The organism is Microbispora sp. KK1-11 (assembly GCF_006874435.1).
Taxonomy (GTDB): domain Bacteria; phylum Actinomycetota; class Actinomycetes; order Streptosporangiales; family Streptosporangiaceae; genus Microbispora; species Microbispora catharanthi.
Genome location: NZ_VIRJ01000011.1, coordinates 196,384 through 222,336, shown reverse-complemented (window position 1 = coordinate 222,336; position 25,953 = coordinate 196,384). Strand labels below are relative to the sequence as shown.

Annotated in this window: 30 protein-coding genes; 22 read left to right on the top strand and 8 right to left on the bottom strand. The window is 72.5% G+C overall.

Features of this window, described 5'->3' with window-relative positions; all coding sequences use genetic code 11:
* Nucleotides 1-4 precede the first annotated feature (4 nt).
* The 20 genes from FLW16_RS18420 to FLW16_RS18330 all read left to right on the top strand — a co-directional run bounded on the left by FLW16_RS18420 (nucleotide 5) and on the right by FLW16_RS18330 (nucleotide 14,566).
* A complete protein-coding gene (locus FLW16_RS18420; RefSeq protein ID WP_142561320.1) occupies nucleotides 5-1,039 on the top strand; it encodes a LacI family DNA-binding transcriptional regulator in 1,035 nt (344 codons plus the stop codon).
* 67 nt (nucleotides 1,040-1,106) lie between these two features.
* Entirely contained in the window at nucleotides 1,107-2,273 is a 1,167-nt protein-coding gene (locus FLW16_RS18415) for a sensor histidine kinase (RefSeq protein ID WP_142561319.1), read from the top strand.
* Entirely contained in the window at nucleotides 2,270-2,920 is a 651-nt protein-coding gene (locus FLW16_RS18410) for a response regulator transcription factor (RefSeq protein WP_142561318.1), read from the top strand. Before FLW16_RS18415 ends, FLW16_RS18410 begins: the two co-directional genes overlap by 4 nt.
* Before the next feature lie 76 nt (nucleotides 2,921-2,996).
* Nucleotides 2,997-3,269 carry a GlsB/YeaQ/YmgE family stress response membrane protein gene (locus FLW16_RS18405; protein WP_142561317.1) on the top strand — a complete coding sequence of 91 codons (273 nt, stop codon included), beginning with the start codon at nucleotides 2,997-2,999 and terminating at the stop codon, nucleotides 3,267-3,269.
* Nucleotides 3,270-3,475: 206 nt separating this feature from the next.
* Entirely contained in the window at nucleotides 3,476-4,060 is a 585-nt protein-coding gene (locus tag FLW16_RS18400; protein ID WP_260615373.1) for an SIS domain-containing protein, read from the top strand.
* Nucleotides 4,057-4,278 carry a HypC/HybG/HupF family hydrogenase formation chaperone gene (locus FLW16_RS18395; RefSeq protein WP_142561315.1) on the top strand — a complete coding sequence of 74 codons (222 nt, stop codon included), beginning with the start codon at nucleotides 4,057-4,059 and terminating at the stop codon, nucleotides 4,276-4,278. The genes FLW16_RS18400 and FLW16_RS18395 overlap by 4 nt, the downstream gene beginning before the upstream one ends.
* Nucleotides 4,275-4,949, top strand: coding sequence for an SIS domain-containing protein (locus tag FLW16_RS18390; RefSeq protein WP_260615372.1), 675 nt, complete (start codon nucleotides 4,275-4,277; stop codon nucleotides 4,947-4,949). Before FLW16_RS18395 ends, FLW16_RS18390 begins: the two co-directional genes overlap by 4 nt.
* The gene (locus FLW16_RS18385) at nucleotides 4,936-5,988 is read left to right on the top strand and encodes a hydrogenase expression protein HypE (RefSeq protein WP_142561314.1); all 1,053 of its coding nucleotides are present in this window, start codon (nucleotides 4,936-4,938) and stop codon (nucleotides 5,986-5,988) included. Before FLW16_RS18390 ends, FLW16_RS18385 begins: the two co-directional genes overlap by 14 nt.
* Before the next feature lie 2 nt (nucleotides 5,989-5,990).
* Nucleotides 5,991-7,802 carry a nickel-dependent hydrogenase large subunit gene (locus FLW16_RS18380; protein ID WP_142561313.1) on the top strand — a complete coding sequence of 604 codons (1,812 nt, stop codon included), beginning with the start codon at nucleotides 5,991-5,993 and terminating at the stop codon, nucleotides 7,800-7,802.
* Nucleotides 7,799-8,293: a NifU family protein gene (locus tag FLW16_RS18375; protein ID WP_142561312.1), complete on the top strand. Its 495-nt coding sequence runs from the start codon at nucleotides 7,799-7,801 to the stop codon at nucleotides 8,291-8,293. Before FLW16_RS18380 ends, FLW16_RS18375 begins: the two co-directional genes overlap by 4 nt.
* Nucleotides 8,290-8,901 carry a DUF5947 family protein gene (locus tag FLW16_RS18370; protein WP_142561311.1) on the top strand — a complete coding sequence of 204 codons (612 nt, stop codon included), beginning with the start codon at nucleotides 8,290-8,292 and terminating at the stop codon, nucleotides 8,899-8,901. The genes FLW16_RS18375 and FLW16_RS18370 overlap by 4 nt, the downstream gene beginning before the upstream one ends.
* A gap of 2 nt (nucleotides 8,902-8,903) precedes the next feature.
* Entirely contained in the window at nucleotides 8,904-9,539 is a 636-nt protein-coding gene (locus FLW16_RS43755) for a DUF6084 family protein (RefSeq protein WP_185949481.1), read from the top strand.
* Complete coding sequence (locus tag FLW16_RS18360; protein ID WP_221891141.1) at nucleotides 9,536-10,813, top strand: hypothetical protein; 1,278 nt, start codon at nucleotides 9,536-9,538, stop codon at nucleotides 10,811-10,813. Before FLW16_RS43755 ends, FLW16_RS18360 begins: the two co-directional genes overlap by 4 nt.
* Entirely contained in the window at nucleotides 10,810-11,286 is a 477-nt protein-coding gene (locus tag FLW16_RS18355) for a hydrogenase maturation protease (protein WP_142561310.1), read from the top strand. Before FLW16_RS18360 ends, FLW16_RS18355 begins: the two co-directional genes overlap by 4 nt.
* Complete coding sequence (locus FLW16_RS46210) at nucleotides 11,271-11,384, top strand: DUF6893 family small protein (RefSeq protein ID WP_396686526.1); 114 nt, start codon at nucleotides 11,271-11,273, stop codon at nucleotides 11,382-11,384. The genes FLW16_RS18355 and FLW16_RS46210 overlap by 16 nt, the downstream gene beginning before the upstream one ends.
* Nucleotides 11,385-11,389: 5 nt before the next feature.
* A complete protein-coding gene (locus tag FLW16_RS18350) occupies nucleotides 11,390-11,797 on the top strand; it encodes a hydrogenase maturation nickel metallochaperone HypA (protein ID WP_142561309.1) in 408 nt (135 codons plus the stop codon).
* A complete protein-coding gene (locus FLW16_RS18345; protein ID WP_030510833.1) occupies nucleotides 11,745-12,020 on the top strand; it encodes a HypC/HybG/HupF family hydrogenase formation chaperone in 276 nt (91 codons plus the stop codon). Before FLW16_RS18350 ends, FLW16_RS18345 begins: the two co-directional genes overlap by 53 nt.
* A 6-nt stretch (nucleotides 12,021-12,026) precedes the next feature.
* Nucleotides 12,027-13,151, top strand: coding sequence for a hydrogenase formation protein HypD (gene hypD / locus FLW16_RS18340; protein WP_142561308.1), 1,125 nt, complete (start codon nucleotides 12,027-12,029; stop codon nucleotides 13,149-13,151).
* Entirely contained in the window at nucleotides 13,148-14,224 is a 1,077-nt protein-coding gene (gene hypE / locus FLW16_RS18335; RefSeq protein WP_312847144.1) for a hydrogenase expression/formation protein HypE, read from the top strand. Before hypD ends, hypE begins: the two co-directional genes overlap by 4 nt.
* An 18-nt stretch (nucleotides 14,225-14,242) precedes the next feature.
* Complete coding sequence (locus FLW16_RS18330) at nucleotides 14,243-14,566, top strand: hypothetical protein (RefSeq protein WP_142561307.1); 324 nt, start codon at nucleotides 14,243-14,245, stop codon at nucleotides 14,564-14,566.
* Here FLW16_RS18330 and FLW16_RS18325 read toward each other — a convergent pair.
* On the bottom strand, nucleotides 14,563-16,023 hold the full coding sequence (locus tag FLW16_RS18325) for an MFS transporter (protein WP_260615370.1): 1,461 nt from the start codon (nucleotides 16,021-16,023) through the stop codon (nucleotides 14,563-14,565). The two genes, FLW16_RS18330 and FLW16_RS18325, sit on opposite strands and share 4 nt — an antisense overlap.
* 80 nt (nucleotides 16,024-16,103) lie before the next feature.
* Between FLW16_RS18325 and soxR the strand changes: the two genes are divergently transcribed.
* Nucleotides 16,104-16,571, top strand: coding sequence for a redox-sensitive transcriptional activator SoxR (gene soxR / locus FLW16_RS18320; protein ID WP_142561306.1), 468 nt, complete (start codon nucleotides 16,104-16,106; stop codon nucleotides 16,569-16,571).
* Between the two features lie 8 nt (nucleotides 16,572-16,579).
* On the opposite strand, the gene hypF is transcribed toward soxR, so the two are convergent.
* From hypF to FLW16_RS18295, 5 genes are all read right to left on the bottom strand, one after another.
* Nucleotides 16,580-18,853: a carbamoyltransferase HypF gene (gene hypF, locus FLW16_RS18315; RefSeq protein WP_142561305.1), complete on the bottom strand. Its 2,274-nt coding sequence runs from the start codon at nucleotides 18,851-18,853 to the stop codon at nucleotides 16,580-16,582.
* Between the two features lie 29 nt (nucleotides 18,854-18,882).
* On the bottom strand, nucleotides 18,883-19,209 hold the full coding sequence (locus tag FLW16_RS18310) for an STAS domain-containing protein (RefSeq protein ID WP_142561304.1): 327 nt from the start codon (nucleotides 19,207-19,209) through the stop codon (nucleotides 18,883-18,885).
* Nucleotides 19,209-20,273, bottom strand: coding sequence for a B12-binding domain-containing protein (locus FLW16_RS18305; protein WP_260615368.1), 1,065 nt, complete (start codon nucleotides 20,271-20,273; stop codon nucleotides 19,209-19,211). The genes FLW16_RS18310 and FLW16_RS18305 overlap by 1 nt, the downstream gene beginning before the upstream one ends.
* A complete protein-coding gene (locus tag FLW16_RS18300; protein WP_142561303.1) occupies nucleotides 20,267-21,856 on the bottom strand; it encodes a PP2C family protein-serine/threonine phosphatase in 1,590 nt (529 codons plus the stop codon). Before FLW16_RS18300 ends, FLW16_RS18305 begins: the two co-directional genes overlap by 7 nt.
* Before the next feature lie 189 nt (nucleotides 21,857-22,045).
* Complete coding sequence (locus FLW16_RS18295; RefSeq protein ID WP_142561302.1) at nucleotides 22,046-22,969, bottom strand: ROK family protein; 924 nt, start codon at nucleotides 22,967-22,969, stop codon at nucleotides 22,046-22,048.
* A 321-nt stretch (nucleotides 22,970-23,290) separates the two neighbouring features.
* Between FLW16_RS18295 and FLW16_RS18290 the strand changes: the two genes are divergently transcribed.
* The gene (locus tag FLW16_RS18290; RefSeq protein ID WP_142561363.1) at nucleotides 23,291-24,232 is read left to right on the top strand and encodes a sulfite exporter TauE/SafE family protein; all 942 of its coding nucleotides are present in this window, start codon (nucleotides 23,291-23,293) and stop codon (nucleotides 24,230-24,232) included.
* Here the strand turns inward: FLW16_RS18290 and FLW16_RS18285 are convergent.
* Together FLW16_RS18285 and FLW16_RS18280 are read right to left on the bottom strand one after the other, a co-directional pair.
* Nucleotides 24,214-24,927 carry a dienelactone hydrolase family protein gene (locus FLW16_RS18285; protein WP_142561301.1) on the bottom strand — a complete coding sequence of 238 codons (714 nt, stop codon included), beginning with the start codon at nucleotides 24,925-24,927 and terminating at the stop codon, nucleotides 24,214-24,216. The genes FLW16_RS18290 and FLW16_RS18285 overlap by 19 nt on opposite strands.
* Nucleotides 24,928-24,967: 40 nt before the next feature.
* Nucleotides 24,968-25,933 carry an LLM class F420-dependent oxidoreductase gene (locus FLW16_RS18280; protein WP_142561300.1) on the bottom strand — a complete coding sequence of 322 codons (966 nt, stop codon included), beginning with the start codon at nucleotides 25,931-25,933 and terminating at the stop codon, nucleotides 24,968-24,970.
* Nucleotides 25,934-25,953 lie beyond the last annotated feature (20 nt).

Below are 25,953 nucleotides of genomic sequence, written 5' to 3'. Positions count from 1 at the left end.
CGCCGTGACCTCGACCGACCGGGCCCTCGACGGGGAGCTTCCGCCTCAGAGGCTGACCGTGGCCGAGATCGCCCACCTGGCGGGAGTGTCGGCGCCGACCGTGTCGCGGGTGCTCAACGGGCATGCGGGAGTCGCCCTGGCCACCCGGCAGCGGGTGGAGGCGGTGCTGCGGGAGCACGGATACCGGCGCCGCGACAGCGAGCCCGCGGCGATCATCGAGCTCGTCTTCCACGCTCTGGAGAGCCTGTGGGCGCTGGAGATCATCCAGGGGGTCGAGCAGGTCGCCAGGGAGCATGAGCTGGCCGTGGTGCTGACCGAGATGCAGGGCCGGCTCACCCCGGGCAGGGCGTGGACCGAGCAGGTGCTCGCCCGCCGCCCGACCGGCGTCGTGGCGGTCTTCTCCGAGCTCACGGTGCAGCAGCAGTCGCAGCTCGCCACCCGCTCGATCCCCCTGGTCGTGCTCGACCCGACGGGCGAGCCGCTGCACGAGACCCCGTCGGTCGGCGCCACCAACTGGAGCGGCGGGATGGCCGCGACCCGCCACCTGCTCGACCTCGGCCACCGCCGCATCGCGATGCTGAGCGGCCCGACGCAGTGGCCGTGCTGCCGGGCGCGCCTCGACGGCTACCGCGCCGCGATGGACGCGGCGGGCGTGCCCGTCGACCCCGATCTCGTGCGCGTCAGCACCCTGTACGTGGAGGGCGGCCTGCGTGACGGGGCCGAACTGCTGCGCCTGCCCGATCCCCCGACCGCCGTCTTCACCGCCAACGACCTGCAGGCGCTCGGCGTGTACGAGGCCGCCAGGCGGGCCGGGCTGCGAATCCCCGAGGACCTCAGCGTCGTCGGGTTCGACGACCTGTCGTTCACCCAGTGGGCCGGGCCGCCCATCACGACCGTACGGCAGCCGCTCGTGCAGATGGGGGCCGCCGCCGCGCGGATGGTCCTGGCCCTCGCGGACGGCGAGCCGCTCGAACAGCACCGGGTCGAGCTCGCGACCACCCTCGTCGTACGGGAGAGCACCGCACCGCCGCACCGATGACCGGCACAGCGATAACAGTACTTTCGGCCGGTTCTGCCCGGGCGGCCGATCTCGTAGCCTCGCTGCTGTGCGTGTAGGGGGATGGGCGGCCGACGTCGGACTTGGCGCCGTTTTCGCCGCGGTGCTGGCCTTCTGGGCGTCCCGGATCGCCGGCAGCTGGGGCGGCGGCTACTGGCGGTTCGACTGCGCCGCGGGCGCGGTGGTGTGCGTGATCGCCCTGGCGCGGCGGTTCGACCCGGCACGGGCGGCCGGGGCCGGTCTGGCCGTCGCGGCGACCGCCGTCCTGGCCGCCAGGTTCGCCGATCTGCCCAGCGAGCCCGGTCCCGGGATGGCCCTCGGCCTGGCGGTGCTGGTCGGCACGGCGGTCAGGGCGCTGCCGGTCCTCACGGCCTGCGGCGTGGCGGCCGGCGGGCTTGCCGTGGCCGCCGGCAGCCTGCTGACGGCGCACACGCTCGCCGCCGCAGTGCCCTCGGTCACCCTGATGAACGTCCTGGCCTGGGCCTTCGCCGTCGTGGCCGGGCTGTGCCCGCGGCTGCTCGACGCCCGCAGGCGGGCCGTCGCCGATAGGGTGCGCCGCGCGGAACGGCTGAGGCTCGCCCGCGAGCTGCACGACGTCGTCGCCCATCACGTCACCGGCATCGTGGTGCAGGCCCAGGCCGCCCGCCTGGTCGCGCGGAGGAGCCCGGAGAAGGCGGGCGACGCCCTGGCCGAGATCGAGGCCGCCGGGTCCGACGCGCTGGCCGCGATGCGCCGGGTTGTCGGCCTGCTGCGCGACCCGGACGAGCCCGCCGCCCCCGCGCCCGGCGGGCTCGGCGAGCTGGGTGGGCTCGGCGATCTGGTCGGGCGTTTCGAGGCGGGCGGCCGTGCGGTGCGCCTGCGGCTGCCGGGCGAGGAGGAGACGGCGACGTGGCCGCCCGAGGTGGCCGCCACGGTCTACCGGATCGTGCAGGAGTCGCTGACCAACGTCTCCCGCCATGCCCCGCGGGCCCGCTCGGTCACGGTCAGCGTGGAGCGGGACCGTGAGACGCTCACCGTCGAGGTCGCCGACGACTCCCCGCGAGGCCCCTCGCGGCACCACCAGCGCGGCGGGTACGGCCTGATCGGAATGCGCGAGCGGGTCGAGGCACTCGGCGGCACACTGCGCGCCGGGGCGCGTCCGGGGTCCGGCTGGTCGGTGCTCGCCACCCTGCCCGTGCCCCGGTCACAGGCGCTGCCGGAGCGGGCACGCCGATGACGATCAGGGTGTTGGTGGCCGACGACCAGGCGATGGTCCGCGGCGGCCTGCGGCTGATCCTGGAGGACCAGCCCGACATCGAGGTGGTCGCCGAGGCGGCCGACGGCGCCGAGGCCGTGGAGGCGGCCCGGCGGCTGCGACCCGACGTGTGCCTCGTGGACGTGCGCATGCCCCGGCTCGACGGCATCGAGGTCACCCGCGCCCTGGCCGGGCCCGGCGTCCCCGACCCGCTGCGGGTGGTCGTCGTCACCACGTTCGACCTGGACGAGTACGTCTACGGTGCGTTGCGGGCGGGTGCGACCGGCTTCGTACTCAAGGACTGCGGCCCCGCCCTGCTCGTGGAGGCCGTGCGTGCCGCCCACCAGGGGGACGCCCTGGTCTCCCCGTCGGTCACCCTGCGGCTGCTGCGCCATCTGACGGCTCAGCTGCCGACCTCCGGCGGGGCGGACCATCCGCTCTCCAACAGGGAGCTGGAGGTCGTCCGGGCCGTCGCCCGGGGCCGTACGAACCAGGAGATCGCGACCGAGCTGTTCATCTCGCTGAGCACGGTCAAGAGCCACGTGGCCGGCATCCAGGCCAAGCTCGGCCTGCGCAACCGGGTCGAGGTCGCGGCCTGGGCCTGGGAGAACCGCATCGCCCGGCCCTGATCGTCACTCTTTGTTGCGTTTTGTCCGGTTTCGCCTGGGCAGAAGGCAGGCAGCCGAACACAAGGAGGGTGGCAGCATGGCCGTCAGCGGCATCATCTCCGCCATAATCATCGGACTCATCATCGGCGCTCTCGGCCGGCTGGTCGTTCCCGGGCGCCAGGCCATCCCTATCTGGCTGACCGTGGTCATCGGTATCATCGCCGCTCTCATCGGCTCGGCGATCGCCCGGGGCCTGGGAGTGGCCACCACTCCGGGGATCGACTGGATCGAACTGATCATCCAGGTGGCCCTCGCCGCCGTCGGCGTCGTGGCCGTGGTGGCGTTGTACCGCCGCAAGAGCGTCGGGTAGGCCCTCGCTCCCTCGATGGCCCCGGCGCGACCGGGGCCATCGGTGTGCCCGGAATGTAGCGGTCTTTACGAAATCACCGACATCTGTTGATTCCCCCCGTCACGACGCGGCGTACGGTCGTTAACCAGGGGATTTCCTGCGGGGAAGACGCGATCCGGGGGAAGTGGTCCGCGATGGACCAGGCGGTCCTTGCACGTGTTCCTGAGGTGTTCGCTCGTCGTGTGGGGCCGGCGCTCGGCCTTGCCGACGAGGCCGACGTGGTGGCCAGGGCCTGCCACGCGATGGCGACGCGCTTCCACGGCGGCGGCAGGCTCATCGTCTTCGGCAACGGCGAGGCCGCCACCGACGCCCAGCACATCTCGGTGGAGTTCGTCCACCCGGTGATCGTGGGCAAGCGGGCGCTGCCGTCGTTCTCGCTCACGAGCGACGTGGCGACGATCACGGGGGTGGCCGCGACCGCGGGCCTGGAGGAGGTCTTCGCGCACCAGCTTCGCCGTCTCGCCGCGCCGCGGGACATCGCGCTCGGCATCTCCTCCGACGGCGGCTGCGTGAACGTGCTCAGAGGCTTGGAGACGGCGCACCGGCTCGGCCTGCTCACGCTGGCGCTGACCGGCGGCGACGACGGCGGCCCGATCGGCCGCAGCCCGGCCGTCGACCACGTCCTGATCGCCCGCTCCGCCGATCCCCGCGTGGTCAAGGAGGTGCACGTCACCACCTACCACATCCTCTGGGAGCTGGTGCACGTGTTCTTCGAGCAGCCCGGCGTGCTGGATCCACGGGTCATGCCATGAGCTGCCACGACGACACACACGGCGAGACGTGCGTCACCTGCTCGGACGAGGCCGTCGCGGTGACCGTCGTACGGCTCATGGAGCGGGACCTCGCCCTCGTCGACACCGGCCGGGGCCGGGAGGTGGTCAGCGTCGCCCTCGTGGAGGCCGGGCCCGGCGACACCGTCCTGGTCCACGCCAAGGAGGCCATCGCGGTCGTGAGGGAGATGAGGCAGTGAGCGACATCGAGGCGCTGTACCCCTTCCTCTACTCGGGGTCCACGGACCTCGACGCGGTGATGACCTCCGTACGCGGGTCGACGGTGGAGAAGGTCGACGAGATCGTCACCCTGCGCCGGACGGTGCTTGAGCGCGACGGGGAGCGGATCGCGGCGTGCGCCGAGGCGATGGCGGAGGCGTTCACGGCGGGAGCCCGGCTGTTCGCCTTCGGCAACGGGGGCAGCTCGACCGACGCCCAGGACGTGGCCACGCTCTTCATGAATCCCGGGGATCATGCCCGCCCTCTTCCCGCGCTCGCCCTCACGGCGGACATCGCGGTCGTGACGGCGCTGGCGAACGACATCGGCTTCGAGGTGGTCTTCGCCCGGCAGCTCGCCGCGTCCGCCTTCGCGGGAGACATCGCCCTCGGCCTGTCCACCAGCGGGAACTCGCGCAACCTCATCGCCGCGTTCGAGGAGGCCGACCGGCGCGGCATGCTCACGGTCGGGCTGGCCGGCTACGGCGGCGGCCAGATGGCCGAGCTCGGCACCATCGACCATCTGTTCGTGGTGCCCTCGGCCTCGGTCCACCGGATCCAGGAGGCCCAGACCACCGTCTACCACGCGCTCTGGGAGCTGACCCAGCACGCGCTGATCCGATCGGAAGCTGGTGACAGCGATGACGGCGCCTGACGGACAGAAGGAGCCTGTCATCCACATCCTGTGGATAAACGCCGGACTGAGCTGCGACGGCGACTCGGTCGCGCTCACCGCCGCGACCCAGCCGAGCATCGAGGAGATCGTGCTCGGCGCGCTGCCCGGCCTGCCCAAGGTCGCGGTCCACTGGCCGCTGATCGACTTCGAGTGCGGCCCGATGCAGGGCGCAGACACCTTCATCGAGTGGTACTTCAAGGCCGACCGGGGTGAGCTCGACCCGTTCGTGCTGGTCATCGAGGGATCGATCCCCAACGAGTCGATCAAGCGCGAGGGCTACTGGTGCGGGTTCGGCAACAACCCCGACACCGGCCAGCCGATGACCACCAGTGAGTGGCTCGACCGTCTCGCGCCCAAGGCGACCGCCGTGCTCGCGGCCGGCACCTGCGCGACGTACGGCGGCATCCACGCGATGGCGGGCAACCCGACCGGGGCGATGGGCGTGGCCGACTACCTGGGCTGGGACTGGCGGTCGAAGGCCGGGGTGCCCATCGTCAACGTGCCCGGCTGCCCGATCCACCCGGACAACCTGTCGGAGACGATCCTCTACCTGCTCTACCAGCTCGCCGGGCAGGCACCGATGATCCCGCTGGACCACATGCTGCGCCCCACGTGGCTGTTCGGCCAGACCGTGCACGAGGGCTGCGACCGGGCGGGCTACTACGAGCAGGGCCAGTTCGCCACCGAGTACGGCTCGCCGAAGTGCCTGGTGAAGATCGGCTGCTGGGGGCCGGTCGTGCGGTGCAACGTGCCCAAGCGCGGCTGGATCAACGGCATCGGCGGCTGCCCCAACGTGGGCGGCATCTGCATCGCCTGCACGATGCCCGGCTTCCCCGACAAGTTCATGCCGTTCATGGACGAGCCGCCCGGCGCCCGCGTCTCCTCGACCGCGAGCGTGGCGTACGGCACGGTGATCCGGGCGCTGCGCAGCATCACGTTCAAGACGGTCGACAAAGAGCCGAAGTGGCACAAGAAGGGCCGCGAACTGCTCACCGGTTACAAGGCGCCCTGGAGTTAGCGATGACGCTGCAACGCGACCGGGAGCAGCCGCTCCCCACCGAGAAGGAACGCGAACTGGTCGAGATGGCCTGGGACCCGATCACCAGGATCGTCGGGAGTCTCGGCATCTACGCGAAGGTCGACTTCGCCAACCGCGAGGTCGCCGAGTGCTACAGCACCTCGTCGGTGTTCCGCGGCTACAGCATCTTCATGAAGGGCAAGGACCCGCGCGACGCGCACTTCATCACCAGCCGTATCTGCGGGATCTGCGGCGACAACCACGCGACCTGCTCGGTCTACGCCCAGAACATGGCATACGGCGTGCGCCCGCCGCACATCGGCGAGTGGATGATCAATCTCGGCGAGGCGGCCGAGTACATGTTCGACCACAACATCTTCCAGGAGAACCTGGTCGGGGTCGACTACTGCGAGAAGATGGTGCGCGAGACCAACCCGGGGGTGCTGGCGCAGGCCGAGCGCACCGAGGCCCCGCACGCGGCCGACCACGGATATCGCACGATCGCCGACATCATGCGCTCGCTGAACCCGCTGGAGGGCGGGTTCTACCGCGAGGCGCTGGCGATGAGCCGCACCACCCGCGAGATGTTCTGCCTGATGGAGGGCAGGCACGTGCACCCCTCCACGCTCTACCCCGGCGGGATCGGGACGGTCGCGACCGTGCAGGTGTTCACCGACTACCTCACCCGGCTGATGCGGTACGTCGAGTTCATGAAGCGGGTCGTCCCGATGCACGACGACCTGTTCGACTTCGTCTACGACGCGATGCCCGGCTACGAGCAGGTGGGCCGGCGGCGGGTGATGCTCGGCTGCTGGGGCAGCTTCCAGGACCCCGAGCACTGCGACTTCGACTACCGGAACATGAACGACTGGGGCCGGAAGATGTTCGTCAGCCCGGGCATCGTGGTGGACGGGGAACTCGTCACCAACGACCTGGTGGACATCAACCTCGGCATCCGCATCCTGCTGGGCAGCTCCTACTACGACGACTGGGCCGACAGGGAGCCGTTCGTCACCGAGGACCCGCTGGGCAACCCGGTGGACATCCGCCATCCGTGGAACCAGCACACGATCCCGCATCCGCAAAAGCGCGACTTCACCGACAAGTACAGCTGGGTGATGTCGCCGCGCTGGTTCGACGGGCAGAACCTGCTCGCGCTCGACACCGGCGGCGGGCCGCTCGCCCGCCTGTGGGTCACCGCCCTGTCGGGCCTGGTGGACATCGGCTACGTCCGGTCCACCGGCCACAGCGTGGAGATCAACCTGCCGAGGACGGCGACCCGGCCGGAAAAGACGTTCGAGTGGCGGATCCCCCGGCGCGACGGGGAGTTGCTGTCCAACGCCATCGAGCGCAACCGGGCCAGGACGTACTTCCAGGCGTACGCCGCCGCGTGCGCGCTGCACTTCGCGGAGCAGGCGCTGGGCGAGGTCCGCCAGGGGCACACCCAGACGTGGTCGCCGTTCACCGTGCCCGACGAGGCGATCTCCTGCGGCTTCACCGAGGCCGTGCGAGGCGTCCTGTCGCACCACATGGTGATCAGGGACGGAAAGATCGCCAACTACCACCCGTACCCGCCGACGCCGTGGAACGCCAGCGTGCGCGACTTCAACGGCACCCCGGGGCCGTACGAGGACGCGGTGCAGAACACGCCGATCTTCGAGGAGAACCCGCCGGAGAGCTTCAAGGGCATCGACATCATGCGCACCGTCCGCAGCTTCGACCCGTGCCTGCCCTGCGGCGTCCACATGTACCTCGGCCGGGGCAGGCAGCTGCGCGTGGTGCACAGCCCGCACGCGTTCACGGGGACGCCATGACTCACGACGTCGCCGCCACCGGTGAGCGGATCGAGCGGCTCATCGCGGAGCTGACCGGCGAAGGAGCCCGGGCCAGGGCCGAGGAGCTCGTGCGGGAGATCGTCGGCCTGTACGGCGCGGGCCTCGAACGCGTCATGGCGATCGTCACCGAGGCCGGGGCGGCCCGCGCGCTGCGCGGTCTCGTGGAGGACCCGCTGGTCTCGGGCCTGCTCGTGCTGCACGACCTGCACCCGCTGACCACCGCCGAGCGGGTGCGGGCCGCGCTCGACGGCCACCCCTATGGTCACGGGGCCGAGCTGCTGAGCGTGGAGGGCGGCGTCGTACGGCTGCGCCTGGAGGGGGCCTGCGGCTGCCCCTCGTCGCGGATCACCGTCACCGAGTCGATCGAGCGCGCCATCGCCCGGGTGGCCCCCGAGGTGGCGCGGGTGGACGTCGAGAGCCCGGTCAGGGATGCCGTGACACTCCTGCAGATAGGCAGGCGGCCGTCGTGAGCACCGGCCTGCGCCGCTTCCGCGAACCGGCCCGGGCCGAGCCGGCGGAGCGGTGCGAGATGTGCGCCGAGTTCCTGGAAGGCGAGCACGGGCACGTCGTCGACCTGGAGACCCGGGCGTTGATGTGCGTGTGCCGAGGCTGCCGCCTGCTGTTCGTCCGGCCGGGTCAGGGGCGGTATCACGCCGTGCCCGACCGCTTCCTCTACGCGCCGTCCTTCCGGGTCTCCCCCGACGACTGGGACGACCTGGGCATCCCGGTGCGTACGGCGTTCTTCTTCCACAACTCCTCGCTCGGCCGGACCGTGGCCTTCTATCCCAGCCCGGCCGGGGCGACCGAGTCGCTGCTCCCGCTCGCGACCTGGGAGCGGGTGCTCGCGGCCAACCCGGCGCTGGCGGACGCCGAGCCCGACGTCGAGGCGCTGCTGGTGGACCGGGCTCCCGACGGGTCGTTCTCCTGCCATCTCGTGCCGATCGACGCCTGCTACCGGCTCGTCGGCCTCGTACGGCTGCACTGGAAGGGCTTCGGCGGCGGGCGGGAGGCGTGGGAGGCCATCGACGGCTTCTTCGCCGACCTGCGCCGGCGGGCCCGTGTTCTGAAGGAGGTCTGACCTTGGACGATGGTCTCCGCTTCGACTGCCTGGGCGTCCGGCCCGAGCCGTACGCGGCCTCGCCCACGCTCGTCTTCCGCCTGCGCGTCACCGACCCCTCCCCCGAGGGCGTCCACGCCGTCGCGCTGCGCTGCCAGATCAGGATCGAGCCGCGCCGCAGGCCGTACGGGCCGCAGGAGGCGGCGCTGCTGGCGGACCTGTTCGGCGAGCCGGCCCGGTGGGGCGACACGCTGCGGCCGGTGCAGTTCGCCATGGCGCAGGCGATGGTGCCCGCCTTCACCGCGAGCACGGAGATCGACCTGACCGTGCCGTGCGGCTACGACCTGGAGGTGGCCGCGGGCCGATACTTCGCCTCCCTGGACGACGGCGAGATCCCGCTGCTGCTGCTGTTCAGCGGGACCGTGCTGGCCCGCTCCGGCGGCGGGGTGAGCATGCGGCAGATCCCCTGGCACTGCGAGACCCGCCACCGTCTGCCGGTCGGGGTGTGGCGCGAGACGATCGACACCGCCTTCCCCGGCTCCGGGTGGCTGCGGCTGCGCCGCGACACCGTGCGCGAGGTCCTCCGCTTCAAGTCCGAACGCGTGCTCGCGACCGTCGACGAGGCGATCGAGCTGCTCATGAAGGAGGCCGGCCGGTGACCGCGCCGATGGAGGCGGCCCGCCGCGTCGCGGACGCCGTGCTGTACGAAGGCTACCTGCTCTACCCCTACCGCGCCTCGGCCGCCAAGAACCGCATGCGCTGGCAGTTCGGCGTGCTCGTGCCGCCGAACTACCCCGGCGAGCCGTCGGGCAGCGTGACCGAGTGCCTGCTGGAGGCCCCCGGCGAGGCCCAGCTCGATGTGCGCCTGCGGTTCCTGCACGTCAGGAGCAGGACGGTCGAGCATGAGGAGGACGACGGCTACTGGCCCGTGCCGAAGCTGACCGTCGGCGGGCGCGACTACCTCAGCTTCGACGAGGCCACCGAGCGGGAGGCCCGCACCAGGCTGAGCCTGACACACGTGACGAATGGGCGGCGCACGATCGAGGTCCGGGTGCCCGGCGACCGCGTCATCGAGAACATCGCCGACCCCGGCGGCGAGCGGACCGGCCGGATCGTCTGCGAGCACCAGCGGCTCGACGCGGAGATGCGGGTCTCCGCCGAACGGCTGCCCGGGCCGTACGGGCTGGTCCGCCTGCGGGTCGAGGTGGAGAACACGGCCCACTGGGAGCGGGCGGACGCGCCGCGTGAGGAGGCCCTGCGCCGCTCTCTGGTCGCCGCCCACCTGCTGATCGGGGTGAGCGGAGGGGCCTTCGTCTCGCTGCTCGATCCGCCGATGTGGGCCGAGGCCGCGGCGCGGCAGTGCCGCAACGAGAACACCTGGCCGGTCCTGGTGGGCGAGCCCGGCCGCCGCGACGTCGTGCTGTCCTCGCCGATCATCCTGTACGACCACCCGGCCATCGCGCCGGAGAGTCCGGGCGACCTGTTCGACTCGACCGAGATCGACGAACTGCTCACGCTGCGCACGCTGACCCTCACCGAGGAGGAGAAGCGGGAGGCCCGGGTCACCGACCCGCGCGCCGCCGAGATCCTCGAACGAGCCGCCGACCTGCCGCCGGAACTGCTCGAACGTCTCCACGGCGCCATCCGTCACCTGGAGGTCCCCACCAGGACGACACCGGAGGACGACGCCGTGACCGTGGCCGGGGTGCGGATCGCCAGGGGGAGCCGGGTGCGGCTGCGGCCCGGCGCCCGGCGCGCCGACGCGCATGACATGTTCCTGGCCGGGCGGGTCGCCCGGGTCGAGGCGGTGTTCCTCGACGTGGACGGGCTGCATCACCTGGCCGTCACACTGGAGGACGATCCCGGTTCCGATCTCCACCGCGAGCAGGGACGCTTCCTCTACTTCGCGCCGGACGAGGTGGAACCCGCGTGAGAACCCTGGTGGCCGGCGTGGGCAACGTCTTCCTCGGCGACGACGGTTTCGGCGTGGCGGTGGCCCGCCACCTCGCCGCCACCGGGGTGCCCGAGGGGGTGGAGGTCGGCGACTTCGGCATCCGGGGGATCCATCTCGCCTACGAGCTGACCTCGGGATACGACCTCACGATCCTCGTGGACGCGATCCCGGCGGGACGGGCCCCCGGCACGCTCAGCGTCCTGGAGCCCACCCTCCCGGAAGCGGCGCCGGCCTTCGTGGACGCGCACGCGATGACCCCCGACGCGGTGCTCACGCTGGCCTCCGGCCTCGATCTCCCACGGGGCGGCAGTGTCCTGCTGGTCGGCTGCGAGCCCGCCGACGTGACGCCGGGGATGGACCTGAGCCCGCCGGTCGCGGCGGCGGTCCCCGAAGCGGCCGTCCTGGTGCTCGAACTGATCGCGAAGGAGGCGGGAGGATGCGCAGACCTGTGATCACCGTGCTGCTCCTGGCCGGCGCGGCCGGGCTGGCCGTGCTGGTCGTCCAGTCGCTGCCCGACATCCGACGTTATTTGCGGATCAGAAGGATGTGACCCCGATGCACGAGTTCGGGATCGCCGAGGCCGTGGTCGACGCCGTGGAGCGCCGGGCCGACGGCAGGCGGGTGCGCCGTGCCCGGGTGCGGGCGGGCGCGCTGCTGCGCATCGCCCCGCACGCCCTCGACCAGGCCTTCTGCCTGGCCTCCGCCGGCACCGTCGCCGAGGGCGCGACGCTCGACCTGGTCGTCGAGCCCGTACGGCTCATCTGCCGGGGCTGCGGGCACTCCGCGATGTGCGCCGACCCGCTCACGATCTGCGGATTGTGCGGCGGGATCGACGTCGACACCGAGGGCGGCGACAGCCTCGTCCTCGAATCCATCCAGCTCGACCCCGACACCACTGCGGAGGCGTCCTATGTGCCTGGGCATTCCGGGCGAGATCGTGGAGATTCCGCCCGGCCAGACTGACCTCGCCAGGGTAGACGTGAGCGGGGTCCGGCGGGCCGTCAACATCGGCCTGCTCGACGGCCAGCCCCTGCGGCCCGGCGACTGGGTCCTGATCCACGTCGGCTTCGCGCTGTCGAAGATCGACGAGGCCGAGGCCAGGGCCGCACTGGAGTTCCTGGAGGGCATCGGCCAGGCGTACGAGGACGAGCTGGCGGCGCTGCGCGACTCGTCCATAGAGAGGTGAGCGGCGGTGCGTTTCGTCGACGAGTACCGCGACGCGGACAAGGCGCGGGCGCTGTCCGCCAGGATCGCGAGCCTGTGCCAGCCGGGCCGGGCCTACAAGTTCATGGAGGTGTGCGGCGGCCACACCCACACCATCTACAAGCACGGGCTGGAGGACTACCTGCCCGAGACGATCACGCTGGTGCACGGCCCAGGATGCCCGGTCTGCGTGATCCCGATGGGCCGCGTGGACGACGCGATCCACATCGCCGAACGGCCGGACGTGATCATGACGTCGTTCGGGGACATGATGCGGGTGCCGGGCGGGCGCGGATCGTTCTTCGACTCCACGGCCCAGGGCGCCGACATCCGCATGGTCTACTCGCCGCTGGACGCCCTGAAGATCGCCCGGCGCGAACCGGACCGCCAGGTGGTCTTCATGGCCATCGGGTTCGAGACCACCGCGCCGTCGACCGCCATGACCGTGCTGCGGGCGGCGGCCGAGGGCGTGCGGAACTTCTCGGTCTTCTGCAACCACGTGACGATCATCCCCGCGATCAAGGCGATCCTGGACTCGCCCGACCTGCGTCTCGACGGCTTCATCGGGCCCGGCCACGTCTCCACGATCATCGGCTGCCGGCCGTACGAGTTCATCGCCCGCGGCTACGGCAAGCCGCTGGTCGTGGCGGGCTTCGAGCCGCTGGACATCCTCCAGTCGGTCTACATGCTGCTGCTCCAGCTCACCGAGGGCCGGTCGGAGGTCGAGAACCAGTACGCCCGGGTCGTGCCGTGGGCGGGCAACCTCCGTGCCCTGCGGGCCGTCAACGAGGTGATGGAGCTGCGGCCCTACTTCGAGTGGCGCGGCCTGGGCTTCATCTCCCACTCGGCGCTGCGCATGCGCGAGAAGTACGCGGCGTACGACGCGGAGCGGCTGTTCGACATACCCGGCAACCGGGTGGCCGACCCCAAGGCCTGCCAGTGCGGCGAGGTGCTCAAGGGCGTGCTCAAGCCGTGGGAGTGCAAGGTGTTCGGCACGGCCTGCACGCCGGAGACGCCGATCGGCACCTGCATGGTGTCGTCCGAGGGCGCCTGCGCGGCCTACTACAACTTCGGCCGCTTCTCCCGGCAGCGGGTGAGGGAGGCGACGAGGTGACCAGCCGTGAGGAACAGGTCCTCGAACGCATCGACCGCGCGCGACAGCGGAAGGCCCGCGTGCGCGAGGAGCACATCACGATGGCCCACGGCGCAGGCGGCAAGGCGACCCAGACCCTGATCGAGGCGGTCTTCCTCGACGCGTTCCGCAACCCGCTGCTCGAGCCGCTCGAGGACGGCGCGGTGTTCGGCGCGGGCGGCGCGCGGCTCGCGTTCACGACCGACTCCTACGTGGTCTCCCCGCTGTTCTTCCCCGGGGGCGACATCGGCGACCTCGCGGTCAACGGGACCGTGAACGACCTGTCGGTGTGCGGGGCCCGGCCGCTGTACCTGTCGGCCGGCTTCGTCCTGGAGGAGGGGTTCCCGGTCGAGGACCTGCGGCGGATCAGCGCGTCGATGGCGCGGGCCGCCACGGCGGCGGAGGTGTCGATCGTGACCGGGGACACCAAGGTGGTGCAGCGCGGCAAGGCCGACGGCTGCTACGTCACCACGGCCGGCGTGGGACTGCTGGAGCGGGACGCGCGCCTCGGCGTCGCACACGCCCGTCCCGGTGACGCCGTCCTCGTGTCCGGCCCGGTCGGCGAGCACGGTGTCACGATCATGCTGGCCCGGGGCGAGCTGGACATCGAGGCCGACGTGACGTCGGACACCGCCCCGCTCAACGGCCTGATCGCCGCCCTCCTGGCCGCCGTGGGTGAGGGAGTGCGGTGCCTGCGGGACGCGACCCGGGGCGGCGTCGCGACGATATTGAACGAGATCGCCCGCGCCTCCGGCGTCGCCGTCGTGGTCGAGGAGGACGCGGTGCCCGTACACCCGGCCGTACGCGGAGCCTGCGAGCTGCTGGGCATCGACCCGCTCTACGTCGCCTGCGAGGGCCGGATGGTCGCGGTCGTGGACGGGGACGCGGCCGAATCCGCGCTCGCCGCGCTGCGGGGCCACCCGCTCGGCGAGGGCGCCGCGGTCGTCGGCCACGTGCGGGACGATCCCCCGGGCCTGGTGCTGCTGAAGACCGCCTTCGGCGGCACCCGGATCATCGACGTGCTGGTCGGCGACCCGCTGCCGCGGATCTGCTGACCGGGAGGTGACTTCATCATGAGTGAAAACGAACGACCGGACACCGAGGCCAAGCGGGCGGGCGACCTGGCGTTCCGGCCGGAGGCCGCGGGCGAGCCCGGACCCGGGCGGAAGCCGTCCGCCGAGGAGGAGTCGGGCGTGACCGTGGGCGAGACGATCACCAGGGGTGGCGAGGAGCTCGCCAAGCAGAAGCAGGAACCCGGCCGGGAGCAGGCGGGCGTGAAGGGCAAGACCGACCGTCCGCACGGCCGCTCCACCCTCGAGGACTCCACCGGCATCGCGCCGGAGGGGCCCATCGACGAGGAGAGCCCGACCCTGCCCGCGGGCGACCAGGGCGGCTAGCCGTGGCGCGGGCGGCGCGTCCGGAGCATGAAGAACACGGCAGCGGCGCCGAGTGCGGTGAGCAGGGCGACGCCGCAGAGGGTCACCCGCCACCCATCGGTGAACGCGGCCTGTTCGTGAGCGGCGACGTCGCCCGCGGCGATTCGTGCCGCCGCGACGGCTGAGCCGGTCCTGGCGCCGATGATGCTGACCAGCACCGCGCCGAACACCGCGATGACCAACGCCTCGGCCGTGCCACGCACGGTGTTGAGGAATCCTGCCGCGACTCCGACGCGGTCGGGTTCGACGACGTTCATGGCCTGGCCGTCGGTGATCCCGAACGACAGTCCCATCCCGACGCCGATCAGCAGCAACGGGCCGAGCAGCGCGAGCGTCCCGATCCCAGGGTGAAGCACGGTCAGCCAGGCGTTGCCCGCCGCGACCAGGGCCAGCGCCGCGGTGATCAGAGCGCGTCCGGGCACACCGCGGGTCACCAGCCAGCCGCCCAGCGGCGGGACGACCAGGACAGGGGCGGTCAGCATGAGCATCATCACGCCCGCCTCGCTCGCCGAGACTCCGTTCACGCCCTGCACGTAGGTGGGCAGGAAGACAAGCACGCCCAGGAAGCCGACCGAGGTCGCCAGGGTCCCCAGGCACCAGCCCATGAACGACACGTTCCCCACCAGCGTCAGGTCCAGGACCGGGTGATCGCTGCGGCTTTCCACCAGGGCGAAGGCCACGAGCAGCACGGCTCCCGCCGCCAGCGCGCCGAGCACCGGCGCTGCGCCCCAGCCCTGCTCGGGCCCCCGCATGACGCCGAACATCAGCAGGGCCAGCCCGCCGACGAAGGTCGCGGCCCCGGCGCGGTCAACGCGCGGGCGTTCTGCGGCCCGCGACTCGGGGGCGAACCTGCTGCCCGCCAGGACCAGCAGGCCGACGGCGACGTTCACGCCGAAGGTGCCACGCCAGCCGAACTCGCCGATCAGCCAGCCCGACAGGCTCGGGCCGATCGCGATGCCGACGCCCGCCATGGTGCCCATCCCGGCGAAGGCACGCGTACGCGCCGCGCCCTCGAACGTCGCCGCCAGGATCGCGCCGCCCGCCGCCATCATCCCGGCGGCTCCCACCCCGGCCAGCAGCCGTGCCGCGTTCAGCACCCAGATGCCGTCCGCGACCGCGCTGACCAGCGCCGCCACCGTGAACAGCGCCGCACCGAAGGTGAAAACGCGGCGGCGGCCGAAAAGATCGGCCAGCGAGCCGCACACGAGCGTGAACGCCGCGAAGGTCAGGTTGTAGCCGGCGACCACCCACTGCAGGGACCCCGCCGACACGCCCAGGTCGCTCCCGATGCGCGGGACCGCCACCGCGGTGCCCGCGATCGCCATGGCCAGCGCCAGGACGCCGAGCAGCACGGTGGCGGCGGTCACTGGCGGGCTCATCCGTCCCGCACGTCGTGCGGCGATGCTGACGGTGCTCACAACGTCCTCCCCGAGTCGTCGGTGGGCACCATCCTGGAACCTCAAGTTAAGTTGAGGTCAAGCTCTTTGGGAGGACCTCGATGGCGAAGCTGAATCCGGCCGATCTGCTGACAGTCGGCGAGGTGTCGCGACGTACGGGGGTCGCCGTCAGCGCCCTGCGCTTCTACGAGGCGCAGGGCCTGATCTTCTCCCGGCGGACGGCGGGGAACCAGCGGCGCTACTCCCGGCACATGATCCGCCGCGTGTCGCTGATCCAGGTGGCGAAGCGGCTGGGCATCCCGCTGCGGGACGTGGCGGAGGTCTTCCGGGACCTCCCCCATGACCGCAAGCCCACCAGGAGAGAGTGGGAACGCATCGCGCGCGCCTGGTCCGCCGACCTGGAGATGCGCCGCGCAGCTCTCGAACGGCTCCAGCGCGAGCTCACCAACTGCATCGGGTGCGGCTGCGTCTCCATGAGTGCCTGCCGGTTGCTCAATCCGTACGACGAGCTGGCGAGCCAGGGTCCCGGCCCGCACCGGCTCGACCCCCTTCCCGCCGACCCCGACTGAGATGACGTTCAGGGGGGACAGTCGCGGGCCGCGGCGACGGCGGCCTGGCCGAGGCTGACGCCGCCGTCGTTCGGCGGGACGCGGTGGTGGGTGAGCACCGTGAAGCCGCGCTCCTCCAGCAGGGTCACGGCCCGGCCGAGCAGCAGCAGGTTCTGGAACACGCCGCCCGACAGGGCCACCGTGGACAGGCCACGGGCCTCCCTGATCAGGGCGCAGCCGTCCGCGACGACGCGGGCCACGGCGTTGTGGAACCGGGCGGCGACGAGGTCGCGCGGCACACCCGCGCGCAGGTCGTCGGCGACCGCGCGGACCAGCTCCGCGCCGGGGACGGCGAACCGCGTGCCCGAGGGAACGAGGCCGCAGGGATAGGCGTCGTCCACCGCGGGATCGGCGAGCTGCTCGAACTCGATCGCGGCCTGGCCCTCGTAGGTGATCGCGTCGCGGACGCCCGCGATCGCGGCCACCGCGTCGAACAGGCGGCCCATGCTGGAGGTGGGGGGCGCGTTCCCGCCCCGGCGGGCCAGCGCGACGACGGCCGCCCACCGCCCGGCGTTGCGGCGTACGACGTCCAGGTCCTCAGGGACGTCTCCGCCGTAGGCGAGATCGAGATAGGCCGCCGCCATGCGCCAGGGCTGCCTGATCGCGGTCGCGCCCCCGGGCATCGGCACCGGCGTCAGGTGGCCCGCCCGTTCGAAACCGGCCAGGTCGGCGACGAGGAACTCACCGCCCCACAACGTGCCGTCCGGGCCGTAGCCGAGGCCGTCGAAGGCCACCCCCGCGACCGGCCCCGCGACGCCGTTGTCCGCCAGGCAGGAGGCGACGTGGGCGTGGTGGTGCTGCACGCCGACGAGGTCCGCGTCCTCCCGGTCCAGCATGTCGAGGGCCCACTTCGTGGACAGATACTCGGGGTGCAGGTCGTGGGCGACCACCTCGGGCGTGATGTCGAACAGCCGCCGGAAGTGCTCGACGCCCTCGGTGAACGACCGCAGGGTCTCGTAGTTCTCCAGGTCGCCGATGTGGTGGGAGACGAACGCACGGTCATCCTTGACCAGGCAGAACGTGTGCTTCAGCTCGGCGCCGCAGGCGAGCACGGGCCGGCGGGCCCCCCGGGCGAGCGGCAGCGGGTGCGGCACGTATCCCCGCGACCGCCTGATCGGCAGGTCGCGGCCCCGGAAGACCCGTACGACCGAGTCGTCCGTACGGATGTGGATGGGGCGGTCGTGGGTGAGGAAGGCGTCGGCGATGCCGCCGAGCCGTTCCAGGGCGTCGTCGTCCCGGTAGGCGATGGGCTCGTCGGACACGTTTCCGCTGGTCAGCACGATGGGCCGGCCCAGCGCCCGCAGCAGCAGGTGGTGCAGCGGCGTGTAGGGCAGCAGCACGCCCAGCCACCGGTTGCCCGGTGCTGCAGACGGCGCGACGGGCGCGCCCGGCAGGCGCCGCAGCAGCACGACGGGGCGGGCGGGACCGGTCAGCAGGCGCTCCTCGGCCGGGTCCACCACACACAGCCGCCGCACCGCGGCCGCGTCGCCCGCCATCACCGCGAAGGGCTTGTCCTCGCGATGCTTGCGCGACCGCAGCGCCGCCACGGCGGGCTCGTCCGCCGCGAGCGCCGCCAGGTGATAGCCGCCGAGTCCCTTGACCGCCAGCACGCCGCCCTCCCGCAGCAGCCTCACGGCCCGCTCCAGCGGGTCGTCGCCGCCGGCGGGACCGATGAAGCGCAGCCGGGGCCCGCAGGCGGGGCAGCACACCGGCTGGGCGTGGAAGCGCCGGTCGGCGGGGTCGTGGTATTCCCGGGCGCAGTCCGCGCACATCAGGAAACCGGCCATCGTCGTGTTCGCCCGGTCGTAGGGCACGTCGCGGACGATGGTGAAGCGCGGGCCGCAGTCGGTGCAGTTGGTGAAGGCGTAGCCGCACCTGCGGTCGGCCGGGTCGGTCAGGTCGCGCAGGCAGGCGTCGCAGGTCGCCGTGTCCGGCGAGACGAGCGCGTGCCGGTCCCCACCGGCCGCGCTCGGCGCGATCACGAAGGTCCTGCGGCCGGTGACGGGCGCGGGGCCCGTGCTGATCCGCTCGATGACCGCCAGCGGCGGCGGGTCGCCGCTCAGCGCGGCGAGGAACTCCTCGACCAGCGCGCTGCCGCCCTCGACCTCGATGAAGACCCCGCGCTCGTCGTTGCCGACCAGCCCGGCGAGGCCGAGCCGCGTGGCGAGGCCGTACACGAAGGGCCGGAAGCCGACCCCCTGCACGATCCCCTCGACGCGGACGGCGACGGCACGCCTGCTCACCTGCACATTGTCTCAGCCGGGCAGGGAACTCACCTGGGAAGGTCGAGCACGTCGTCGAGGGCGACGACCTCGATCAGGTGGCGCAGGTAGGGGGTGAGGCCGACGATCCGGAAGGCCGCCCCGCGCTCCTCCGCGTCGCTGAAGGCGTTCATCACGACGGCCATGCCCGACGAGTCGATGAACTTCAGCCCCGACAGGTCGAATTCGAGCACGTCGACGCCTTCTGCGAGCGTCTTGGCCACCTCGGCGGACGCGTCCTCCGCGGTGGTGTAGTCGAGCTCACCGGTCATGATCAGGCGCGCCGCACCGGGCTCGGGAGTGAGCGACTCGACCTGGAACGGGGGCGTGTCCTGCATCAGACGCTCGTCTCTGTTCGGCGATCCGCACAGCACGTCTGTGCCGCGGCGACGCCCTCGTTCAGCAGCGCCCGGGCGTGGGGGCAGTCCGTCAGTACATCATGGAAAACGCCCAGACCGAGCACTACGGACTCCGCGGGCACCTTCCTGGCCACCAGCACCTGGCAGGTCCAGGTGATGAAGTCGGTGAACAGCGCGGCGTCGTGGACGTACATCGCGGCGATCAGGAAGTCGGCGATGTGACCGAGATCCTCGGCGGTGTGCTCCAGCTGCCGCGCGCTGTAGCCGCCCATCGGGGGGTACGCCTCCTTGAGCGTGTCCGTGACGCGGGCCAGCAGGTCGGCGCGGTGCCGGGTCAGGTACGCGTACTCCTCGCCACCGAGATGAACCGCGGCGTCGCCGGGGCCGTCGTGGGCCGCGGGGAAGGACGGCAGCCCGGCGGCGAGCCGCTCGGCCGCCGCGTCGGCGGTGGGCGCCCACGCGTCCGCGCCGAGCAGGCGGGCGAAGCGGCCGTCGACACCGAACCCGGCCCCACCGGCCAGCACGGGGATGCCCACGGCCTGGCAGGCCGCGATGGTGGCGTGCGCGCGGGGCAGCCGGGTCGGCAGCGTGCAGCCGAGCGCGACCACGTCGGGCCCGGTCTGGTGCAGGTGCGTGATCAGGTGCGGGCCGGGCACGCTGGCCCCCAGGAATTCGACCTGCCATCCCCGCAGCCGCAGCACCTCCGCCATGATGCGGGTGGGCAGCGCGTGATACTCGCCGTCGGCGCAGGCCACGGCCACCCGGCCGCGGGTCGCCGTGGGCCGGACGCGCCCGCTTACGGCGGCCACCACGCGCTCGCTGACCGCGGTCGCCCCGTGCTCGCGCGCCACGGACCACTCGTTCGACGCCCACAGCTCGCCCACCCGGCGCTGGCCGGGGGCGACGATCCGCAGCAGCACGTCCTCCGCGGGGACGCCCTCGTCCATCAGGCCCAGGACCAGGTCGACCGCGCCGTACTCGTCGGCCCGGCCGATCAGGTCCAGGTAGCGCCCGCCGGCGGCCTCCAGGTCCTTGGTCACCACGATGTTTCCGTCCGTCCCGTCCCCGCCCGTACGGCGAGCAGGGCGCGGTCGTCCTGCTGCCCGCCCGGGCCGCCGCCGAGCCACTCGGTGCTGAGCTGCTCCAGCCGCTCCACCAGGGCCTCGACCGGCATTCCCGCGCAGGTCGCCAGCGCCTCCTTCAGCCGATCCTCGCCGAACATCTCCCGGCCGCTCGGGCCGCCGAACGCCTCGGTGATGCCGTCGCTGTACAGCAGGCACACCTCGCCGGGCGCCAGGTCGAGCGTGACGGGCCACAGGGTGATCTTCTTCAACGCGCCGAGGATGGAACCCCGCACGGCGACCTCCTCCACCGTGCCGTCCCTGCGCAGGACCAGCGGCGCCGGATGCCCGGCCACGGCCAGGTCGACCAGCACATGATCGCCGGGTGCGGTCCGCAGCGCGGCGAGGATCATCGTGACGTAGGAGTGCGGCGACGGGGAGGCGAGCAGCGACCGGTTGAGCAGTTCGAGCAGCCGGTCGGGACGGCTTTCCAGCAGCAGCAGCGTACGCAGGCTGTGACGGACCTGACCGGCCAGGACCGCCGCGCGGGCGCCCTTGCCGCAGACGTCGCCCAGGATGACCAGCGGCGGCCGCTCCACGATCCCTCTGTCGGGCGCCGCGTCGGGCAGGTAGACGTCGTAGAAGTCGCCGCCGATGGCGCCCGCCTGCTGCGAGGCCCGCAGCCGGCCGGCCAGGCGCATGCCCTCGATCTCCGGCAGCTCGGGCGGCAGCAGGTCGCCGGTCAGGATGGCGTTGATCGTGCTCTGCTGCCGGAACAGGGATGCCGCCGAGATCGCGGCGCCGGCCCGGGTCGCGAGGTCGCGCGCCATCACCTGGTCGTCGTCGTCGAACGGCGGCCGTCCGGCGCGGCGGGCGAGCACGATCGCCCCGGCGGGCACGCCGTTGCCGGGCATCGGGAGCACCAGCAGGTGGCCGGCCGGGCCGAACCCCTCCGGCAGCAGCCAGTCCGGCGCGCCGCCCGGGTCCTGTTGTCCCGCGATGCCGTGCCGCAGGCCCGCGAGCGCGTCGATCAGGCCGGGCACCTCCGCCGCCGCGGCGGCCGGCAGGACACCTTCCTCCGGGCCGTACCGGCCGGAGACGGCGCGCACCCACTCCACCCGGCGGCGGGAGGTGGGCGGCAGCAGCACGGTCGCCATGTCGGACAGGAAGTCGGCGCCCAGCTCCGTCGCGGCCAGGGCGCACCGGTGCGGGTTGAGCGAGGCGGACAGGCGGCGGCCGGCCTCCAGCAGGAACTCGGTCCGCCGCGCCGCGTTCAGATCGGTGAGATACCAGGCGAGCCTGCCGCCGCTGACCGCCTCCGCGCGGATCCGGATCGACCGGCCGCTGTGGATCACGGTCCGGCCCTCAGGGGCCGGAGGGACGGAGTCGAGCGGCGCGGGCGCGGCGAGGCCCGGCTCGACCCCCGGCACCAGGCGGGCCGCCGCCGCGTTGGCCAGCGTCACGACGCCGTCCGCGTCGCTCAGCACGATGCCCTCGCCGCTGCCTTCGAGCAGCGCCGCCACGAGGTCGGGGGACAGCCCTACGGCGCCGGTGGCGCCTTTCACCCGTGCTTTCCCGTCATGGCGCGTCCCCGATTCTGATTCGTTCCTCCAGCCTACCTTTGCCCCATAAACGGAAATATCGCACTGGTGGCCGCGGGCCGGGGTGGTGTCCCGGCCCGCTGACGGCCGTGACCCGCTTGCCGCTCTGGGTCGCCTTGGCGGGTCACGTGTGGTCGGGGAGGCCCGGGCCGGTCAGGTGCCCGGGTCGTCGCCCTGCAGCAGGACGAGGGCGGCGGCGCCGAAGAGCCCGGCGTCGCGGCCCAGGGAGGTCGGGTCCACCCGTAGGCGCCGCAGGAAGCCGAGCCCGGCGTTCCTCTCGATCGCCTGCCTGAGCGGGTCGAACAGGATCGGCCCCGCAGCGGCCACGCCCCCTCCGATGACGACGTGGTCGAGGTCGAACAGGGCGGACGCCGTGAGCACGGCGGTGGCCAGCGCGCCGGCCGCGCGCCGGAAGGCGAGCATGGCGGTGGGGTGCCCGGCCCGGGCGTCGGCGGCCAGCGCCCGCGCGTCCTCACCGGTCCAGCCGTTCGCGGCGGCCCACCGGACCATGCCGGGCCCGCTCGCGATGGTCTCGACGCAGCCGACGCCGCCGCAGGGGCACGCCTCGCCGCCAGGATCGACCGTGATGTGGCCGATGTGCCCGGCGTTGCCGGTCGGGCCGACGTACGGCACGCCGTCGAGGACGAAGCCCCCGCCGACGCCGGTGGAGACCACCATGCCGAGCATGGCCCGGCTTCGCGCCGCGCCGTCCTCGCTCAGGCCGCGCCACCACTCCCCGAGCGCCATGCACTGGGCGTCGCCCGCGAGCCGTACGGGCCGGCCGGGCAGCACCTCGCCAAGCGTGTCCACCAGCGGGAACTCGCGCCAGGCCGGGATGTTCACCGGGCTGACGGTGCCCCGGCGCGGGTCGAGCGGCCCGGCCGAGCCCACCCCGATCCCGTCGAGGCGGGCGGGCGGCACGCGCTCGGTGATCCGGCCCACGACCTCCGACAGCGTCCGGTCGGCCGACCCGGGGCCGCGCAGCGGCACCTCGGCACGGGCCAGCATCTCGCCGTCGGGCGCGACGGCCGCGGCCGCGAACTTCGTGCCGCCGATGTCCACCGCGAGGACGGTCATCGCCGGGTCCCCGGCCACTCAACCACGCTGACTCCCGCCTTGTGTCTGACGAACGCGCCACTTAACCGGATAAGGTCCGGCCAAGGTATTGGGTGCGCGACCACCACGTCAACGGCCGATCACCGGTGTGATCCCTCCCCGACCTCCACCCGCCCCGATCACAGCGAGAAAGCGCAGCCAGGCGCGGGTGACGGGCCCGTCGCCGGGTACGCCGCGGCAGATCGGCCGAACCGGTTCAGCGAGAAAGGTTCACCCATGACAGGGGGGTATCCATAATTCCGATGGGTTAGGTAGGGTTAGCGGGTGCATTTCGACTACACCATGGCGATCGGCTCGTTCCTGGTCGCCGTCGTCGTCGGCCTCACCGGGATGGGCGGCGGCGCCCTGATGACGCCCATGCTCGTGACGTTCTTCGGCGTGCCGCCCCTCGCCGCCGTCTCCAGCGACCTCGTCGCCGCCGCCGTCATGAAACCGGTGGGCAGCCTCGTGCACCTGCGCCGGGGGACGGTCAACCTCCGGCTCGTCGCCTGGCTGTGCGCGGGCTCGATCCCCGCGGCGTTCTGTGGAGTGCTCATCGCCCGCGCCCTGGGCAAGGGCGAGGCCGTGCAGGAGGTGATCCAGAAGGGCCTCGGCATCGCCCTGCTCATCGCGGCCGGGGGCCTGGCCATACGCGGCTACCTCGCGATGCGCGACCGCGCCGAGGGCCGCACTCCCGAGACCGGCCGCCGCACCGCAGCCCCGGGCGAGCCGGCCGCGACCGAGATGCCCACCGTCACCGTACGACCGCTGCCGACCGCGCTGGTGGGGGCCGTCGGCGGACTGGTGGTCGGCGTCACCTCGGTCGGCTCAGGCTCTTTGATCATCGTGGCCCTGCTGGCGCTCTACCCCGCGTTGAAGGCCAACCAGCTCGTCGGGACCGACCTGGTGCAGGCCGTGCCGCTCGTCATGTCGGCCGCGCTCGGGCACCTGCTGTTCGGCGAGTTCACGCTGTCGGTCACGGTCGCGCTGCTGGTGGGCTCCATCCCCGGCGTCTACCTCGGCTCGCGGATCTCCTCGCGCGCCCCCGGCGGGCTGATCCGCCGCGTCCTGGCGTTCGTGCTGCTCGCCTCGGCGCTCAAGATGTTCGGCGTCGGCAACACCCCGACCGTCTGGGTGCTGGTCGCCGTGCTGCTGCTCGCCCCGGCCTTCTGGATGATCCTGCGGGTGCGGTGCGGCCTGCCCGCGCTCCCCTGGAGGCGGGAGGCTCAGGCCGCCGGGAGGTGACGGCGCAGGAAGTCCATGGCCAGCCCCCACGCCGTACGGCCCGCCTCCGGGTTGTGGAACATCGGCGCGAAGAAGTTGTGGAAGGCGTGGCCGGCCTCCTCCTGGACGTGGACCTCCGCGTTCGGCCGTCCGGCCGTCGCCTCCTCCACGACCGCCACCCTGTCGCGGGGGATGTAGGGGTCCCGGCCGCCGAAGTGGAACTGGATCGGACAGCGGATGTCGCCCATCAGCTGCGGCGCGTCCGGCACGGCCGAGCCGTAGAAGGACACCACGGCCGACAGGTCGCTCCCTTCGGCGCGGGCGGCGACCGCGTAGGCCAGCGAGCCGCCGAGGCAGAAGCCCAGCGCGCCGGTCCCGCCCGTCACCTCCGGCCGCGCCGTGAGCGCGGCCAGCGCGGCGGCGCAGTCGTCCGCGGCCTTCTCCGGGTCCAGGTCCGCCGACAGCTCCAGTGAGGCGCGCAGCCCCTCCTCGTCGTGCGCCGCCGCCCAGCCGGGGCGCAGCCGCCAGAACAGGTCCGGCACGCCCACGACGTAACCGAGCTCGGCGAGGTCGGCGGCGACCGCCCTGATGTAGTCGCTCACGCCCCAGATCTCCGGGATCAGCAGCAGCCCCGGGCCGCTCCCCCGCTCCGGGATCCACAGGCGCAGGTCGAAGCCGCCGTCCGCGACCGTCACCGTCTGCGTGCGCTCGGGCATCGTTCCTCCCATCCGCGTGCCGGCGGCGATCATCTCACGCCTATAGATCACGCAGGGCGGGGAGGAGCTCCTTCTCCGACCACTCGAAGAACTCCCGCTGGCGCTCCCGTCCCACCTGCACGAGCGCGAGGTGGGTGAAGCCGGCCTCGGTGTACTGCCGCACGGCCTCGACCACGGCGCCGACGTCCGCGCCGCAGGGCACCTTCTCCGCCACGTCCTCCGGCCGCACGGTCTCGGTCGCGGCGGCGAAGTTGACCGGCGCGGGCAGCTCCGACATGACCTTCCAGCCCGCCACCGACCAGCGCCACAGGCGGTGCGCCCGCTCGACCGCGGCGTCCTTGTCGGGGTCGTAGCAGACGGCCAGCTGGCCGTAGACGGGCTTGCCCTCGCCGCCGGACGCGGCGAACTTCTCCACCAGCGCCCCGTCCGGGTCGATCGCCACGAGGCCGTCGCCGAGTTCGCCCGCGATGTCCACCGACTGCTCGCCGGACGCGGCGATCGCGATGGGCACCGGCCGCTCGGGCAGGTCGAACAGGCGGGCCGAGTCGATGTCGAAGTACTCGCCGCGGTAGTTGCGGTAACCGCCCTGGAAGAGCTCCTTGATGACCTCGATGGCCTCGCGGAACATGTCGTGCCGGGTGTTGACCGGCGGCCAGCCGTGCCCGACCACGTGCTCGTTGAGGTTCTCGCCCGCGCCCACGCCGAGCGTGAACCGGCCGTCGCTGAGCACTCCCATCGTGGCCGCCTTCTGCGCCACCACCGCCGGGTGGTAGCGCATGATCGGGCACGTCACGTAGGTCATCAGCGGCAGCCGCTCGGTGGCCTGCGCCGCCGCGCCCAGCACCGACCAGGCGTACGGGGAGTGGCCCATCTCCTCCAGCCACGGGAAGTAGTGGTCGGAGATGACCGCGTAGTCGAAGCCCACCCGCTCGGCGGTGACCGCGTCCTCCACCAGCTCCTTCGCGGGCGTCTGCTCGCACATCAGGGTGAAACCGATCTCTGCCATACGGCCACCCCTACCCACTG